At 60.9% G+C, this 16,797-nt stretch carries 14 protein-coding genes; 13 read left to right on the top strand and 1 reads right to left on the bottom strand.

The annotated features are described in order from the left end of the window. The first annotated feature begins 323 nt into the window (after positions 1 to 323). The 3 genes from BKD70_RS00285 to BKD70_RS00295 all read left to right on the top strand — a co-directional run bounded on the left by BKD70_RS00285 (position 324) and on the right by BKD70_RS00295 (position 2,713). Positions 324 to 752 (top strand): hypothetical protein, encoded by a 429-nt coding sequence (locus tag BKD70_RS00285; protein ID WP_047274013.1) that lies wholly within the window; start codon positions 324 to 326, stop codon positions 750 to 752. Positions 753 to 1,166: 414 nt separating this feature from the next. After that, positions 1,167 to 2,057 (top strand): sensor histidine kinase, encoded by an 891-nt coding sequence (locus tag BKD70_RS00290; protein ID WP_047274011.1) that lies wholly within the window; start codon positions 1,167 to 1,169, stop codon positions 2,055 to 2,057. After that, positions 2,054 to 2,713, top strand: coding sequence for a response regulator transcription factor (locus BKD70_RS00295; RefSeq protein WP_047274009.1), 660 nt, complete (start codon positions 2,054 to 2,056; stop codon positions 2,711 to 2,713). The genes BKD70_RS00290 and BKD70_RS00295 overlap by 4 nt, the downstream gene beginning before the upstream one ends. Here the strand turns inward: BKD70_RS00295 and yegS are convergent. Continuing rightward, entirely contained in the window at positions 2,697 to 3,596 is a 900-nt protein-coding gene (yegS, locus tag BKD70_RS00300) for a lipid kinase YegS (RefSeq protein WP_047274007.1), read from the bottom strand. The genes BKD70_RS00295 and yegS overlap by 17 nt on opposite strands. Before the next feature lie 419 nt (positions 3,597 to 4,015). On the opposite strand from yegS, the gene BKD70_RS00305 reads away from it, so the two are divergent. The 10 genes from BKD70_RS00305 to BKD70_RS00350 all read left to right on the top strand — a co-directional run bounded on the left by BKD70_RS00305 (position 4,016) and on the right by BKD70_RS00350 (position 16,793). Beyond that, positions 4,016 to 5,452 (top strand): undecaprenyl-phosphate glucose phosphotransferase, encoded by a 1,437-nt coding sequence (locus BKD70_RS00305; RefSeq protein ID WP_047274005.1) that lies wholly within the window; start codon positions 4,016 to 4,018, stop codon positions 5,450 to 5,452. Then, a complete protein-coding gene (locus BKD70_RS00310; protein WP_047274003.1) occupies positions 5,453 to 6,910 on the top strand; it encodes a mannose-1-phosphate guanylyltransferase/mannose-6-phosphate isomerase in 1,458 nt (485 codons plus the stop codon). It abuts the gene before it with no gap. 67 nt (positions 6,911 to 6,977) lie between these two features. Then, positions 6,978 to 7,754 (top strand): polysaccharide biosynthesis/export family protein, encoded by a 777-nt coding sequence (locus BKD70_RS00315; protein ID WP_047274001.1) that lies wholly within the window; start codon positions 6,978 to 6,980, stop codon positions 7,752 to 7,754. A 19-nt stretch (positions 7,755 to 7,773) separates the two neighbouring features. Next, positions 7,774 to 9,768: a GumC family protein gene (locus BKD70_RS00320; protein ID WP_047273999.1), complete on the top strand. Its 1,995-nt coding sequence runs from the start codon at positions 7,774 to 7,776 to the stop codon at positions 9,766 to 9,768. Then, positions 9,768 to 10,958 carry a glycosyltransferase gene (locus tag BKD70_RS00325; RefSeq protein ID WP_047273997.1) on the top strand — a complete coding sequence of 397 codons (1,191 nt, stop codon included), beginning with the start codon at positions 9,768 to 9,770 and terminating at the stop codon, positions 10,956 to 10,958. Before BKD70_RS00320 ends, BKD70_RS00325 begins: the two co-directional genes overlap by 1 nt. After that, complete coding sequence (locus tag BKD70_RS00330; RefSeq protein WP_047273995.1) at positions 10,948 to 12,276, top strand: cellulase family glycosylhydrolase; 1,329 nt, start codon at positions 10,948 to 10,950, stop codon at positions 12,274 to 12,276. The genes BKD70_RS00325 and BKD70_RS00330 overlap by 11 nt, the downstream gene beginning before the upstream one ends. Then, complete coding sequence (locus BKD70_RS00335) at positions 12,273 to 13,490, top strand: glycosyltransferase family 4 protein (RefSeq protein ID WP_047273993.1); 1,218 nt, start codon at positions 12,273 to 12,275, stop codon at positions 13,488 to 13,490. Before BKD70_RS00330 ends, BKD70_RS00335 begins: the two co-directional genes overlap by 4 nt. Continuing rightward, positions 13,481 to 14,581 (top strand): glycosyltransferase family 1 protein, encoded by a 1,101-nt coding sequence (locus tag BKD70_RS00340; RefSeq protein ID WP_047273990.1) that lies wholly within the window; start codon positions 13,481 to 13,483, stop codon positions 14,579 to 14,581. Before BKD70_RS00335 ends, BKD70_RS00340 begins: the two co-directional genes overlap by 10 nt. Then, on the top strand, positions 14,581 to 15,975 hold the full coding sequence (locus tag BKD70_RS00345; protein ID WP_047273989.1) for an O-antigen ligase: 1,395 nt from the start codon (positions 14,581 to 14,583) through the stop codon (positions 15,973 to 15,975). The genes BKD70_RS00340 and BKD70_RS00345 overlap by 1 nt, the downstream gene beginning before the upstream one ends. Next, positions 15,972 to 16,793, top strand: coding sequence for an acyltransferase (locus BKD70_RS00350; RefSeq protein WP_047273987.1), 822 nt, complete (start codon positions 15,972 to 15,974; stop codon positions 16,791 to 16,793). The genes BKD70_RS00345 and BKD70_RS00350 overlap by 4 nt, the downstream gene beginning before the upstream one ends. The last annotated feature ends 4 nt before the right edge of the window (positions 16,794 to 16,797 follow it).

The following is a 16,797-nucleotide window of genomic DNA, read 5'->3' on the forward strand; positions in this document are numbered from 1 at the left end:
CTCCTAAGGGATTCCCTGAGCAGCACTCAGGAAGGCCCTGATATTCGTGCTATTCGATTGCCATTATTGTGACCCCCTTCGCATTATATGAATCACGGCAGGAACTTTTTATTACTGAAACAGCGCTGTCTTGTGCCGTGAGGTGCATATCTGCGCACCGTGATTTTTAAAACTTCCGAAGCGAACACATCCACTGCTTACACCCAAAAAGTTGCACTTAAAGTCACCCAAAACGCTGATCCAGTTGCCATGCTCACGGGTGGCTTTTGCACGATGAGCCCGGACATTTACTTAAAAGGCGTTCCAGAAGAGTGAGAATAAGCATGTTCAATGGCAATGACCGGCCATTAGCGCTAGCCGACTTTTTAATCGAAGCTCAGGTGTTATTGACCACCGCAGAAGAATGCCTGACTCACTTGCGACTGATTCACCACGACGAAGACGCGATCGACTGCATAGTCAAGACCCTCTCCAAGCTGGAGAGGCGTGCCAAAGCGTTAACCATCGCGCCCATTGCAGGCTTTTGCCAGACCCTGCGCAACTTGCTCAGGCAGGCAAGAAACCTGGGCGCCCTGCACGAACCGGCGGTCGAAATCCTGAAGGATTGCTTTAGCCTGCTGGCCTGGCAGGTTGAGTTGATAGACCCCCACACGGGCCAACTGACCCTCGATGACAGTGAACAAAAGCTGCTGATTACCTCTTTCACCGAACAGATCGAAGCCATGCAAACGGCTCCGCCGCCCCTCGGCTAGCCTCGTCCGCCCGCCTTCTCCCGGTCCATTTATTCAATGCCCGGTTCAAAGACAGCGTGCGGCGAATACATCATATGTCGATCATCTTGTAAGTTAATTCGCATATCAGACTATAGGCGCCGCTCAGGTGTTTGCAGTTAATCGCCAACTAAGCTATCGACTTATTTCCTATTTAAGCGCGCACGCAAAACCTGTAATACGCCAACTAACACCGCTGCGCAGGGCGCCATTTAAATTGCGTCAAAGGCGACCCGCTTTAAATGAAGTGATACCATGCGCGCCGATCGTTGAGCCGGACGTCTGTGTCGCAGATCCGTTCAGGCTTCGCATCAGCCATGAACGTTGATCCCGTTAACTCTTTACCTGCCAGCCATCTGCCAGGTCCTTCAGCGAACACCTTTGGCTCCACACGCTATGCACGCCAGTCTCAAGTCATTCAAGCCTTTGTGCCCAACGGGTAAAACCGCTCGCCGGCTGACGGCAGCGCTTTGTCTTTGCTCTGCACTTTCAAGCCTCATCGTCTACTGGACCTGCGACGCATTGCCCACCCCGTTGATGCTGCTCGACCTGACCGCCCTGGCCAGCGTCGGGTGGCTGCTGCGGGACTCGCGCAACGCCATCCAGCTGCAACCCAAAGAACTGGCGGCCCGCATGATTGAAGTGCAGGAAAACGAACGCCAGCACTTGAGCCGCGAACTGCATGACGACATTGGCCAATTGCTGACCGCCGCCACCCTGCAAACCCGCTGGCTGCAACGCCGGGTTCCCGACGACTTGCAAGCGCACTGCCTGAGCCTGTGCACGTTGCTGGAAGAAACCCTGGCAAAGGTGCGCGATGTCTCCGCGGCGTTCAATCCACGCCAGATTGCCAGTCTCGGTATCGAAGTCAGCCTGCGGGCACATTTGATCAAGACCCTCGAAAACGCTTCGCTGGGCTGGACCTTCGAGTGCCACCCGCGTTTAAGCGATATTCAGGAGGAGATGGCGGTGGTCATCTTTCGCGTCACCCAGGAGTCCGTCACCAATGTGCTGCGCCATGCCAGGGCCAGCAACCTGCTGGTGCAACTGCGGCGCCAGGCTGACGGCCTGCAGTTGAGCGTGCGCGATGATGGCGTCGGCTTTGTCCCCGCCAGCAACCCCGCAGCGGCCGGGCAACGCGGCATGGCCGGGATGCTGGAACGGGTCGAGCAACTCGGTGGCACCCTGCGCGTGATCAGCGAACCCGGCGCGGGCGCCCACATTGACGTGTTATTGCCCTGGCCCCGGCGCACGCGGCAACGGGCACAGCTGGGCCCAACCTCATGACCTGCAATCTGCTGCTGGTGGATGACCACCTGTTGATTCGCGCCGGGGTCAAGGCGCTGGTCAACGACTTGCCGGGCTACGCGGTGATTGGCGAAGTCGAGGATGGCGGGCAACTGGTGGAGGCCGCCGAGCGACTTCAGCCGGACATCATTCTGCTGGACTTGTCGATGCGCCATACCGGCGGCCTCGAAGCCCTGCGTCAACTCAAGGCGGTTCTGCCACACAGCAGCGTGCTGATCCTGTCGATGCACACCGACCCGCACCTGATCATGCAAACCCTGGAAAGCGGCGCCCACGGCTACCTGCTCAAGGACACCAGTGCCGTGGAACTCGAACAGGCGCTGGGCGCGCTGCGCAACAATGAGCGCTACCTGAGCCCGGCCATTGCCCATACCGTGATCAATCAGGCGCTCAACCGCGGCCCTGACCCGTGTGCGACCCAGGCCCGGCAGCACAACCTGACAGAGCGTCAACTGGAGATCCTGCGCCTGATCGTGCGCGGCAAATCCACCCGCGAAATTGCCTGCGGCCTCGGCCTGAGCATCAAAACCGTCGAAACCCACCGCGCCCAGGTCATGAAGCGTTTGCAGATCCATGACGTGGCCGGGCTGGTGCTGTTTGCCGTACGCGAGCAAATCATCAGCCTTGATGACTGACCAGCGGCGAATCGTCGGGCAAATGCACCTGCAAAGCGCCCTGACGCACTGAGAACCGGCTCGCTTCCTGCGCCATCGGCTCGCCGTCGAGGTTAATCGACAGCCCTTGCGCCGACGTGATTTTCACCCATGGCAGGCGTGCCCGGACAAACAGGTTGTCCATGCCCCAGCCCCCTTCCATCAGGCCCTTGAGGGTGCCGACCACTTCCTGCGGTGCAGGCAAGATGCTGATGTCCAGCAAGCCATCATCGGCCACCGCCGAGGGGCACAACTCATGGCCGCCCCCGGCCTGACGACCGTTGCCAATGCCCAGCGCCAGCAGATCGCCTTTCCAGTGAAAATCGGGGCCTTGCAATTCAGCGTAGGCCGCGTGCAACTCACTGAAGCGTGACAGGCCGGTAAACAGATAAGCCGCCCCGCCCAGCACCTTTTTCAAGTCCTCGGACGTATTGGCCGTCACCTGACTGCCAAAGCCGCCCGTGGCCATGTTCAAGAACAGTTCGCCGTCAGCATCGCCCAGGTCAATGCGCCGGGTCGGGGCATCCAGCAATGCCAGCGCGTGCAGTGGTTCCAGCGGTACTCCGGCAGCCCGCGCAAAATCGTTGGCCGTGCCCAAGGGCAGCAGCACCAGACTCGCCTGCGCATCCGCTTTGGCCATCGCCTCGGCAATATCGCGCAGGGTGCCGTCTCCCCCTCCGGCAATCAGGTGGGTATACCCCGCATCGAGCGCTTCGTGCACCAGACGCTGCGCATCCCCCGCTTCCCAGGTCAGCCGCACGGCCAGCTCCCAGCCTTGCGCCCGCTGGTGTTCAACAGCAGCCCGCACGTCTTCGTTGAGTGCCTGCTTGCCATGCAAGATTAAAAAAGCCTTTGCTGCGCTCATTCATCGTCCCTCAAACAGTGAGTCTGGTGGGTTGGACAACAGCCAGATGAAAACGGCCTGTTGTTTTTTTAAAAGCGCATCCGCCCGGTCTACACGGCTCAAAACACGATTGAAAAAACGGATCCAAAAATTTGTATTCGCGACAATCTGTTTCATGTTCTTTACTACTCTTCATTCGCTGATAAAGCCCCGCCGGACGCCTGCCAAACGCCGGAATACAAGGGTTTCAGCTTTGTTGTCACACAAAAAACAATCGCGTCTACACTCCTGATCAAACGCAAAACGCCAAGTAAAGAGTGATCAAAAAAACCACCGCAGATTCAGCGTCTGCTGACTATCTGACGTAAAGCAGCATGGATGAATGGCATTGCTTTGCAGTCCGCGCCGTCGACAGGGGGCGCGATTAAGAAGGGATCCTTATGCGCTTGCAGCCCGTTGACAGTTTGTCCCTCACCCGCCCGAGCATGGTCGAGTACTTCTTGTTCGCCATTCGCGTGGTGCACGGCCTCACCGCCATCCTGCCCGGCCTGTTACTGCTGTTTTATTTGCGTGAGCAGCACCCGGAAACCACCAAAAGCTATTTCGCCGTACTGATATTTTTCGGGGTGGTGAGCGTGCTGTTTTTCCAGGCGCTGGGGGTCTACGCCGAAAACATCTTCAGCAACCGCTGGCGCCTGCAACTCACCTTGTTCGCCTGGTCGGCGGCGTTTTGCCTGCTGTTGTTCATGCACCGCGCGCTGGACCTGTTCAACTACATCAGCAACGCCGAATTACTGGTGTGGTACCTCGGCAGCCTGCTGCTGTTCGGGGTCGAGCGGATGATTTTGCTGACCCTGTTCAAACGCCTGATGAGCCGCGGGATCTTCTTGCAACAGGCCGTCATTTTGGGTGCCACCGAAAACGGCGTGCGCCTGGCCGAATACCTGGCCCAGCATCAGGACATCCGCAGCGGGGTGATCGGTTTTATCGATGACCGCATGGCCCGCCTGCCCGACACCGTGGCCCACCTGCCGGTGCTCGGCAATACCCAGGATCTCGAAAAAATGATCCGCGAAGAGCGCGTCACGCAGATTCTGGTGGCGCTGCCCTGGTCGGCTGAAAACCGTCTGGATTACATCATCCGCAACCTGCGCAAGTTCCCGGTGAACGTACTGCTGGTGCCGGACATGATCGCCTTTCGGCATGCCCACAACCGCATCAGCGAAGTGGCCAACCTGCCGATGTTCAACGCCTCCGAAGTGCCCTTGCGCGGTTGGTCGCCAGTGTTCAAGCGCATTGAAGACATGGTGCTGTCGAGCGTCGCACTGATCCTGCTGTCGCCGGTCATGCTGCTGGTGGCGCTGGCGATCAAACTCGATTCTCCGGGCCCGGTGCTGTTCCGGCAAAAGCGTTATGGCTACAACAACCGGTTGATCGAAGTGTTCAAGTTTCGCTCGATGTACCAGAACCAGTCAGACTTCACCGCCGACAAACAAACCACCCGGGGCGACCCGCGCGTGACCCGGGTCGGGCGTTTCATCCGCAAGACCAGCCTTGATGAACTCCCGCAACTGTTCAACGTCTTCGCCGGCAGCATGTCCATGGTGGGTCCGCGCCCGCACGCCACGGCCACCAAGGCCGCCGGCATTTTGTTCGAAGAAGCGGTGCAGGAATACACCGCGCGCCATCGGGTCAAGCCCGGCATCACCGGCTGGGCGCAGATCAACGGGTATCGCGGCGAGACCGACACCCTGGAAAAAATCGAAAAACGTGTCGAGTTCGACCTCGAATACATCGAAAACTGGTCGGTCTGGTTCGACCTGTACATTCTGTTCCGCACGGTTCCGGCGGTCATCCTGACAAAAGAGGCGTTTTGAATGAGCACACTCATTCCGTGCATTATCGCCGGCGGTGCTGGCACACGACTGTGGCCTGTTTCACGGGAGGCCATGCCCAAGCCGTTTATGCGCCTGCCGGACGGTGAAAGCCTGCTGCAAAAGACCTTCCGGCGCGCCACTGGCTTGCGCGATGTGGGCCAACTGCTGACCGTGACCAACCGCGAGGTGTTTTTTCGCACCCTCGACGACTACCGGCAACTGAACAAAGGAGGCGTCGAACTGGACTTCATCCTCGAACCCTTTGGCCGCAACACCGCCCCCGCCATTGCCGCCGCAGCCCTGCACGTGGCGCAGCGCTATGGCGAAGACGCGCAGTTGCTGGTACTGCCTGCCGACCACCTGATTAAAGACATCGAGGCGTTCGCCAAGGCCGTCGACAATGCCCGCCAATTGGCCGATGAAGGCTGGCTGGTAACGTTTGGCATCGTGCCAACCAAGGCAGAAACCGGCTTCGGCTACATCGAAAAAGGCCCTGCGCTGAGCAGCGAAGCCTATGAAGTGGCCCGCTTCGTGGAGAAACCCGATGCCGCCACCGCACAGCAGTATCTGGACGGCGGTTTGCACCTGTGGAATGGCGGCATGTTCTGCATGCGCGTCGACAGTGTGCTGCGCGAGTTCAAAGCCTACGCCCCCGACGTACTGGCGGCGGTCAGCCATTGCCTGGAACACAGCCAGGTGTTTCAGGGCAAACAGGAAATCCACCTCGAACTGGACAGCACCACCTTCGCCCTAGCGCCGGACATTTCCATCGATTACGCGTTGATGGAGCGCTCGAAAAAGGTCGCCGTGGTGCCCTGCAATTTGGGCTGGAGTGACATCGGCTCGTGGGAAGCGGTGCGAGAACTCAGCCCGGCTGACGCCAATGGCAATCAGTGCAACGGCGAAAACGTGCTGCATGACGTACACAACTGCTACATCGATTCGCCCAAGCGTCTGGTGGGCGGGGTCGGGCTCAATGACCTGATCATCATTGACACCCCGGACGCCCTGCTGATCGCTGACGCCAAGCGCAGCCAGGACGTGAAATACATCGCCCAGACCCTCAAGCGCCAAGGCCATGACGCTTATCGCTTGCACCGCACCGTCACCCGGCCGTGGGGCACCTACACCGTGCTCGAAGAAGGCCGCCGCTTCAAAATCAAACGCATCGTGGTCAAGCCGCAGGGCACGTTGTCCCTGCAAATGCACCACCACCGCAGCGAACACTGGATCGTGGTCAGCGGCATGGCCAGGGTCACCAATGGCGACGATGAATTTCTGCTCGACACCAACGAATCCACCTTCATCAAACCCGGCAAGACCCACCGTCTGGTCAACCCCGGGGTGGTTGACCTGGTGATGATCGAAGTGCAGAGCGGCGAATACCTGGGGGAAGACGACATCGTGCGCTTTACTGACATCTACGGACGTGTGCCGGTCGACGCCAGCAAAAACTGACTCAGGTTTTCCATTTGCCCAACACCCGCAAGGGAGCTGTGATCATGCATGCCAGGAAGCGCGAACAATGAAAAAAATCCTGTTGCTGTTGAGTGCCGTGTTGTTGAGTGCGTGCGGCTTGCCGTCCAAAGTGACACTGCCGGACGATGACGTCCTGCGCGAAGGCCACCGCGCCGGGCAAGCCCTGGCCGGAAAACCCCTACCCCTTGAACGCATCCGGGCAGGCGACACCTTGCGCATTGTGCGCAACACCGGTGAAGCGCCGTCGATCTCGGCATTCACCGCCAACTCGATCTACGAACTGACCCTGTTCAACGTGCGCACCGACGGCACGTTTTCTTACCCCTACATCGGCAGCGTCAAGGCAGCGGGCTTGACCCCCGACCAACTGACCGCCGTGCTGGAGAAGAAGCTGACCCACGTCTATCAAGACCCGTCGCTGACCATCAACTTCTCGCAAACCCCGAGCAACACCGTGTACGTGGGCGGCGCGGTGCAAAACCCGGCCACCCTGCAAGTCAACATCGCCACCACCCTGGAACAGGCCATCGTCGGCGCCGGGGGCGTGCTGCCCGTGGGCGACAGCAACAACGTGGCGCTGCTGCGTCAGGAAGACGACGGGCGCTACAACACGTATTTCTTCGATTACAAAAACTCCATCGCGCGGGGCAACAGCATGCAGGCACCGGTTTTGCTGCAGCGCGGCGACGTTGTGTTTGTGCCCAAGTCGTCAGTGGGCAATGGCATCGAGTGGGTCGACCTTTACCTCAACCAATTGATTCCGTTCACCAAGTCAATTGGCATCGGGGCGTCCTACGAACTGCGTAAAAACGACAATAACTAATCGCCAAAGGACTGCAGACATGATCAATATCCGTTCCTTCCGCGATGTGTTGCGCCTGTTCTTCATCTTCAAACGCGAAGTCAAAATCACCGTGCTGGTGACCTTCATCATCATCGTGCTCGGCGCGTTCCTGTTGCCCAACCGCTTTGAGTCCACGGCTTTACTGCTGGTCAAACCCGGCCGCGACACCAGCACCCTGCCGATCGAAATTGCCGACCGCCAGGCGGTGGTCATCCCCAGCGCCATGCGCGACCCGATCATCGACGAAGAACGCATCCTTACCGGCCGCCCGATCGTGCGGATGGTGGCCGAAAAGTACCTCGATGACCTCTCACGGCAGCCACAGCCCACCGGCCCCATGGCGACGATCAAAAACGCCCTGAAAGCCACTGTGCAAGGGCTGGTCGACATCGGTCGCGGTTTTCTGCAAATGCTCGGGCTGGTGGAAAAGCAAACCCCGGTCGAGCGTCTGGCGGACCAGTTGAGCAAAAATTTCAGCGTCACCCACGCCCCCGGCTCGTCGGTCATGGAGGTCAGCTTTACCTGGAATGACCCCAAGGTCGCCCAGCAGGTGGTGAAATCGTGGATCGACCAATACGAGCAGGAACGCACCTCGACCATGGGCCGCAAGAGCCTCTACGGCTTCTATGAAACCGAAGCGGCCGCCACCCAGGCGCGCATTCTCGATTACCAACGCCAGATCGAAAAAATCCTTAACCAACTGGGCGCCGTCAGCATCGATGAACGCCTGAGCGACATCGCCCGCAACCTCAATAACCTCAAGGGCGAACACCTCAACACCACCCGCGCCGTGGCCTCTACCCAAAGCGGCCTGGAGACGATTCAGGCGCAGCTCGACAGCATGAAAAAAGAGATCAGCATCGGCCGGCAAATCAGCATTAACCCGGACCGCCAGGACCTGGCCCAACGCATCAACGCCAAGCTGATCGAACGCCAGGAAATGACCCGCACCTTCAAGGAGACTGCCCCGCCGGTCAAAGCGCTGGACGCGGCCATCGCCAACCTGCAAGCACTGCTCAACAAAGAAAAAGCGGTGGTGCAACGCAGTGAAAACCTCGCTCCCAACCCGGTCTTTACGCGCTTGCAAAACAGCTTCGCCGATCAGCAGGCCAGCCTGAGCCGCCTTAAAACCCAGGCGGCCCAGCAAAAAGTGCAGCTTGAAAAACTGGAACAGGACCGCCGCGAAGCGCTGGCGCTTGAGCCTGAGCTGTCGCGCTTGCAACGCGAGCTGGCCGCCGCCGAAAAAAGTTTCGCGCTCTACAGCGACAGCACTGAAAAAGCACGCATTGACCGTGAACTGGACAAAAGCCGCATCAGCAACATCGCCGTGATCGAACAAGCCACGCTCAACCCCAACCGTGTCTTTCCCAAGAGCCTCTTGATGCTGTTTCTGGCCCTCCCGATCAGCCTCGCGGTCGGCCTGCTGGCGCTGTATTTCTTCTACCTGCTGGATCAACGCATTCACGACGGCGACCACATCGAAGAGCGCTTCGGGGTCAAGGTCTGGACCAGCCTGCAAGACCTCAGCGACAACCAGCCCCAGCGCCGCAGCGCCTTCACCGCCAGCATGTACCGGCTGTATGGCGTGCTGCCGCTGGAGCAAGTGGCCGAGCGCGGGCTCAGCATCGGCCTGACCTCGGCGCGCCGGGGCGAAGGCGTGAGCTTTGTGATTGAGCACCTGCGCCAGTTGCTGCAAGAGCGCGGCCATCAGGTGCGCGTCGAAGGCACCGGCCCTGCGGCGCCGGGGGAAATCCTGCTGCTCAACGCGTCGGGGTTCTTCTCCAATCAGGAAGCCTTCGTGATTCTGCGCCAGGCCGATTTGATTTGCCTGATCGTGGAGGCCGAAAAAACCACCGTGCCGATCCTGCAAACCGCGCTCAACACCTTGAACACCGCGTTCAAGCGCGTGGACGGCATCATCATCAACCGCCGTCGTTTCGACATCCCGGAAAAGGTGTTGAACTTTCTGGCGCGGATACGGGGTAAAGCCTGATGCACATCGCCCTGCTGGCGCCTTTGGCGCCCGAACAAAACGGTATTGCCGACTACGCAGGGCACCTCAAGGCCGCCCTGTTGAGTCAAGGCGTTGAAGTGAGCACGCCGCTGGCCGGGATCGGCAACGACCCCGAACGCGCCCTGCAACGGGTGGCCAGCACTGACTGGCGCGGCATCGATCTGGTACATGCCGAGCTGGGTGGCGGGCGCCTGGCAGAGTTCCACGCCCTGCGTGCCTTGCGCGAACGCTTCCCCAAACTGCCGCTGACGGCCACCGTGCATGACCCGGAGCGTCTGGTCTGGCGTCGCGCCCGGCTGCCATGGCCGTTATCACTGGCCAGCCGCCTGCCGTCACCGCTGCCGCAAATGGCCACCGTACTGGCCGACCCGTTGTGCCTGTATGAAGAACGGCAACTGGCCCGCAGCCTGACGCGCCTGGTCACCCTCACGCAGTCGGGCAGCGACTGCCTGAAACAGCGCATGGGCCTGCGCAACGAGCAAATGGTGGTCATTGCCCATGGCAACTTGCTGATCCCGCCTGCGCCACTGCCTGATCTCAACCCGCTGAAGCTGTTGTATTTCGGCTTTATTTATCGCGGCAAGGGCATTGAGGATTTGCTCGAAGCCCTGGCCATGACCTTCATGCACAAGCCCGAACTCAAGCAACAACTGACCCTGACCCTGGCCGGGGGCAGTGAACCCGAAATGGCCTTCGAGTCGGGCGGCAGTTACCTGCACCTGTTGCGCCAGCGCATCGAGCAATTGGGCCTGGAAAACAGTATCGCCTGGCGCCTCGACCTGCCAGCCAGCGACATTGCGACGGTCATTCAGGAGCATCACGTGATGGTCCTGCCCTACCGCGAGTCAAGCAAGCTCAAGCTGTTGGGCCAATTGCGCGGCACCAGCGGGGCGCTGTCATGGGCCGCGGCCTGCGGGCGCGGGGTGATTACCTCGGACGCCCGTTCATTTGCCGAGGAAGTCGACCACGGCAACGGGGTGATTTACCCCCAAGGCAACGTCGCCGCGCTGGCCGCGGAGCTGGGCCATTTATGTGCCGACCCGATGATGGCGGTGCGCTGGGCCGAGCACGCCCAACAGATTGGCCAAGAACGCGTCTGGAGCGAAACCGCCGAGCGTTTTCACCAGATGTTCAAATCCGCCTGCTGGGGGCGCACCCATGTGGCGTAAACCTGTGTTCTGGCTGCCCGCGCTGCTGATCGCCGTGATCGGGGTCAGCCTGTTGCCATGGAGCCCGCCCGTTGAAGCCCAGGGCACGACCTTGCGCGGGCCACGCCCGGTGGAATGGAAAGACTTTTTGGGGGTCAACGCGCAGTTTCAGTACTTCCCGCAGCCGGTGTATGAAAAGCAGATGCAGCGCCTCGATGAGCTGGGGCTGGACTGGGTGCGCCTGACGATCCACTGGGCGATGATCGAACCCGAAGAAAACCAGCTGCAATTGGCGCCGCTGGATGGCGTGATGCAAGCCATCCGCGCTCACCAGTTCAACACCTTGGCCTACCTGGTCGGCTCAGCGCCGTTCGCCAGCAGCGTACCCCCCGGCGAGCCCACCTCCGACCTCTACCCGCCGAGGGATTTTTCCGTGTTTGCCCGGCGCATGCTGATGCTGGCGCAACGCTACCCGAACGTGAACGTCTGGCAAGTCTGGAACGAGCCCAACATCATGTGGCTGCCCCAGGCTGACCCGGCCGAGTATTACCGCCTGCTGACCACCACCGCCAAGGCGATCCGCGACGTGCGGCCCGAGCAAAAAGTCGCCACCGCCGGGATGGCGTATTACAGCCAGATGCCTAAGCAATCGGGCCTGATGCTGGAAAAAATGCTCGAACAAGGCTTGGCCCAGCAAAACCTGATCACGGCCTACCACCCCTATTCGCAGTACCCGGAGGGCGATACCCCCGCCGACAATGACTTCCTGACCCGCGCCAACTTCCTCAACAGCGCCTTGCACGCTAAAGGCATTGCCCAGGTGTGGGCCACGGAATGGGGCTGGTCGAGCTACAACGGCCCGCAAGAAATGCAACTGCTGATCGGGGTCGATGGCCAGTCCGATTACACCTTGCGGCGGCTGGCGCTGATGAGCGCGATGGATTTTCAGCGCATCTTTTTGTTCAACCTCAGCGACCTCGACAGCCGCGCCAGCCCGCGTGACCAGTACTACGGCTTGCTGGACCTGCAAGGCAATCCCAAGCCCGTGTATGTGGCGTTGCAGAACTTCTTCAAGGTCACCGGCCCGCGTCTGGACCCGGCCGACGCGCCGCAAGTCGAGGGCGCGCCCAACGACCTGTACAGCATTGGCTGGACCCGGGACGACGGCAAACGCCTGTGGATGTTCTGGAGCGCCAGCGGCGATCAGGTGCAGTTGCCGGGCGTGACCCGGGCCACCCTGTACAACCCGCACACGGGCACTGAAACCCCGTTGAGCGACGCGACGGCGATCAGCGTGCCACTCACATCCAGTTTGCAACTGTTGGTATGGACGCCATGAAAATACTCTGGACCCTGCCCTATCTGCCCTGGCCCACCACCAGTGGCGGCAAGACACGCCAATACCATTTGCTGCGCAGCCTGGCCGCGCGCGGGCACCGAATCACCTTGCTGGTGCAATCTAAAACCGCCCTCGACGCCGCCACCCGCGCGGCCCTTGAGCCGTTTCTCGAGCGCTTGATCGTGCTCAGGCGTCGACCCTTACGCAGCTTTAAAACCCTGCTGGCCGTGGCCTTGGCGCCCTACCCGATGCTGGCCGGCATCAACGGCGTGACGGCCCCACTGGAACAGCAAGTGGGGCAACTGTTGCAAGAGCCGTGGGACGTCATCCAGATCGAACACAGCTATAGTTTTCAGCCGTTCGAACGTGCGCTGGCGGCCGCCGGACGCGACTTTATTCTCACCGAGCACAATGTCGAATCCGCCCTCGGGGCCGCCAGCTACGACCGTTTGCCGGGCTGGCTCAAGCCGTTTACCTCCTATGACCAGTGGCGCTACCGGCGCTGGGAAAAACGCGTGTTCGGGCTGGCCAAGGAACTGATCGCGGTCACCGAACAGGACGCACAGGTGATGCGCCAACTGACCCGCACGCCGGTGTCGGTGGTGGTCAATGGTGTCGACAGCGGGCATTACGCCCAGGTGCAACCGGACCTGCACAGCCAGCGCCTGCTGTTTGTCGGCAATTATGAATACCACCCCAACGTCGATGCTGTGGAATGGGCGCTGGACAGCATCCTGCCACAGCTGTGGGCGCTCAACCCGCACGTGCGTTTTGCCGTTTGCGGCTTTGGCCTGCCTGACCGCTGGCGTCAGCGCTGGACCGACCCGCGCATTGAATGGCAAGGCTTTGTCCCGGACTTGCGCGATTTACAGCGGCAGGCCGCCGTCTTTTTTGCCCCGTTACGCCAGGGCGGCGGCTCCAAGCTCAAAGTGCTCGAAGCCATGGCCGCCGGTTTGCCGGTGGTGACCACCGGGCAAGGCAGCTCGGGGTTAAAGGTCATCAACGGCGAGCACTATCTGGGCAGCGAACACCCGCAAGAATTGGCCCAACTGTTGAATACGGCACTGAGCGATCCCGCCCTGCTGCAACGTATTGGCGAGGCCGGACGCGCTTACGTCAGGGCCGAGCATGACTGGGCGGTGGCTGCGGCCCAGCTGGAACAGGTTTACACCCGTCTTCCCTCCTTAAAAGAAGAAGTCAGCGTATGCGCATAGGTCTGGATTACCGCCCCGCCGCGGGCTATGGCAACAGTGGCATTGGTCGTCAGGCGCTGGCGCTGGAAGCGGCGTTGCGCGCACACCCCGAGGTGCAATTGCAGTTATTCGGCGTCGCCCCAGAAGATCACCCGCTGCGCCGCCGCGTGCATTGCCCGCGCTGGGGGGCGCCGCTGCAAAGCGTGCACCGGCTGCCCGGCCGGTTACGTTTTGAAGGCGGCTTCCTGCCGGGCGCCCTGCGCGAAGCCGGGGTTGAAATTCACATCTGCAACTTCAACATGGGCTTGCCCCTGGGCGCCAAACCCCACGGCATGCGCTATGTGCTGCAACTGCACGATTTGTTCCAGCTGACCCACATCAACCACCACGGCTCTCGTCTCAAAGAGAAGGTGTACCGCACCAGCGACCAACTCTCGATCGGGCATTCGATCAAGGTTGCGGACCGCATCTGGACGCCCTCGCAATACACGGCGGATGAAGTGGTCAAGCGCTTCCCCGGCGCCAAAGACAAAGTGCGGGTGCTGCCCAATCTGGTCAGCGGCTTTGTCGGTGAACCGGCCGATATCAGCGAACTCAACCTGCCTGCGCGCTATTGGCTGGCAGTCGGCACCCGCGAGCCGCGCAAGAACATTCCCTGGCTGGTGGAGGCCTGGCAGGCAGCGCGTCAACGCTCGCAACAGGTGCCGGAGCTGGTGCTGGTCGGCGCCCGGGAACACCTGCCTGAGCCCTTGCAGTCATTAGCCGGCCTGCATTTTTTAAGCGACCTGACCGACGCCCAACTGCACGCGGTGTACCAACACGCCGAACGCCTGTGGCAGCCCTCTTATGCCGAAGGGTTCGGCCTGCCGGTGATTGAAGCGCTGAGTGTCGGCACCTCGGTGGCCGTGGCCAGCGGCTCGGCACTGGATGAGATCACCCCGGCGCAGAGCCCTCGCTTCTCCCCCACTGACACCCAGGCGCTCACCGGGTTGATGGTAAGCCTGGCCAGTCAGGCCCCGGAAGACCCGCAGCAGATGAAAGCCTGGGCCGGCCGTTACGCGGACGAGGCTTACCGCGAGCGTCTTTATGCGCTGCTGGAGGAGCTTCGCTAATGCCTTTGGCGCTTCCGCTGGCGTTGATATTCAGCCTGCTGTTCGGGTTGATGGCCTGGGTGCTGCCGCCGCTCAGCGTGATCGTGTTGATGGTCGGCGTCGCGGGCGTGGTGACGGTGCTGCGCCATCCGCTGTGGGGGCTGCTGCTGTTTGGCGTGCTCGCGACGTTTTTACCCTACACCACGGTCAATATCGGCTTTCGCACCACGGTGTCGGAGCTGCTGATCCTGCTGGTGTGGGGCAGCGTGCTGGTGCAAAAGTTGCTCAATAACCTGCCTCCCGCCCCCACACTGCTGCGCACCGAACGCTGGGTCCTGGCGTTGATGCTGTTCAGTGCCTTGCCGTTCCTGGTCGGCCAGTGGATGGTCAGCGCCGAAGGCAACGGGCCGGTCAATTGGGTGCGCTGGCTGCTGAACCTGTCGGTGCTGTTTTTGGTGCCACGGCTGCTGGATACGCCCAAAGCCCGCGAGCAGATGGTGATCGCATTGCTGCTCGGCACGTTATTGCTGTTGCTGCTGTCGATCCCGGTGTACCTGCGGGACCGCTCTGCCAGCGGCATTACCTCGATCCTCGGCCACTTGGGCTATGGCGGGGTGAGCATGCTCGACGACCGCTTGCAGTCCTTTACCACGCGCATGAGTTCGCCGTGGATGCACCCCAACGTGACGGGCGGCGCCATGGCCTTGTTGGTGCCGTTGGCCCTGTGCTTCGGGTTTACCCGGCGTGGCTGGCTCAGGCTGCTGGGGGTCAGTGTCGGCCTGCTGGGGGTGCTTGCACTGGCCATGACCGGCTCGCGCGGGGCGTTGATCAGCATGATGGTGGTGCTGATCTGGTGCGCCAGCCAACGCGTCCCCTACACCGGGCGCATGCTGCTGGCCGGGGTTGCGGCGGTGGTGGTGCTGTTGCTGGTGTACCCGCCGTTGCAAGAACGCCTGGCCGCCATTTTCTCCACGGCCGACACCGGCAGTACCAGTGTGCGCCTGGATGAATACCGGGCTTTTCCCAACGCCATCGCCGCCTTTCCGTTGGGCATCGGCTTCAAAGTGGAGGCCGGGCTGGCAGGCACGGGTTTGCTGGGTATTTCCAACCTGTTCCTGAACTTTATGTACAAGCTCGGCCTGCCCGGTATGTTGCTGTTCATCGCCGTGATCGCCAGTTGGTGGCGCAGCGTGCGTCCGCAGCACACGCCCATCGCCCTGACGGCCGACAATTCAATCTGGTTCGGCACCACCGTCGGCCTGCTGGCTGCGCTGGTCAGCGGCCTGTTCGATCACTATTTCAGCTTCACTCAGGTGTTGATCGCCTTGTTCTGGCTGATGCTCGGCTTGAGCCTGCATGAAGCCCGGCGCCTCACACACAATGCCCCGGCGCCTTTTTCAGGAGTTCGCCCATGAAGCACCGTCTTTTTCACTCGCGTAACCTGCGTCAGGCCTTGCCCGAGTACGCCGAGAAAATGGGGGTCAGCCTTGAAGATCTGACCAACGCCTACGACTGGATGCTGGCCAATGACGTGTGCTTTGAACAACCGCTCAAGGGCGACACGTTGTGCTTCATCAGCTACCTGAACATCGAGCCACGCATCGAACCGCCGCTGGCCCGACGGTTTTATGCGTTGCTGGGCCGCGAACTCAAAGGCGCGCTGATCCCGCTGTACGGCAAAAACTGGCCGACCTTGCGCGACCGCCTGCTGCGCTGGTGGGAACTGGCCTACAACATTCTGATTTGCAAGATCCCCAGCCATACCGTGCGCCTGCTGTGGCTACGCGCGGGCGGGGCGAAAATCGGCAAAGGTTCGACGGTCTGGCGCAACACGGAAATCCTCGGCGTGGACAGCTTGCGCATCGGCGACGACAGCACCGTGGGCTGGCATTGCCAACTGGACGCACGGGGCGGACTGATTATTGGCAACCATGTGACCATCGCCTCGCACGTGCTGATTATTGCGGGCGGGCATGACGTGCAAGCGCCCGAGTTCTGGGCCATTGGCGGCCCGGTCTACATTCACGACTATGCCTGGATTGCCAGCCGCGCCTTGCTCTCCTTCGGTGCCGACATCGGAGAAGGCGCCGTGGTGGGTGGCAACTGCGTGGTGTCCAAACCGGTGCCGCCCTACGCCATCGTCGGCGGTCCCGATGCCACCATCAAAGGCGAACGCTGCCGCAACCTGAACTACAAAGTGGGCGGCAAAGGCCTGTTCACGTTGTTTCACTAGGGCC

This window comes from Pseudomonas sp. BS-2016 (assembly GCF_001806145.1).
GTDB lineage: Bacteria > Pseudomonadota > Gammaproteobacteria > Pseudomonadales > Pseudomonadaceae > Aquipseudomonas > Aquipseudomonas lundensis.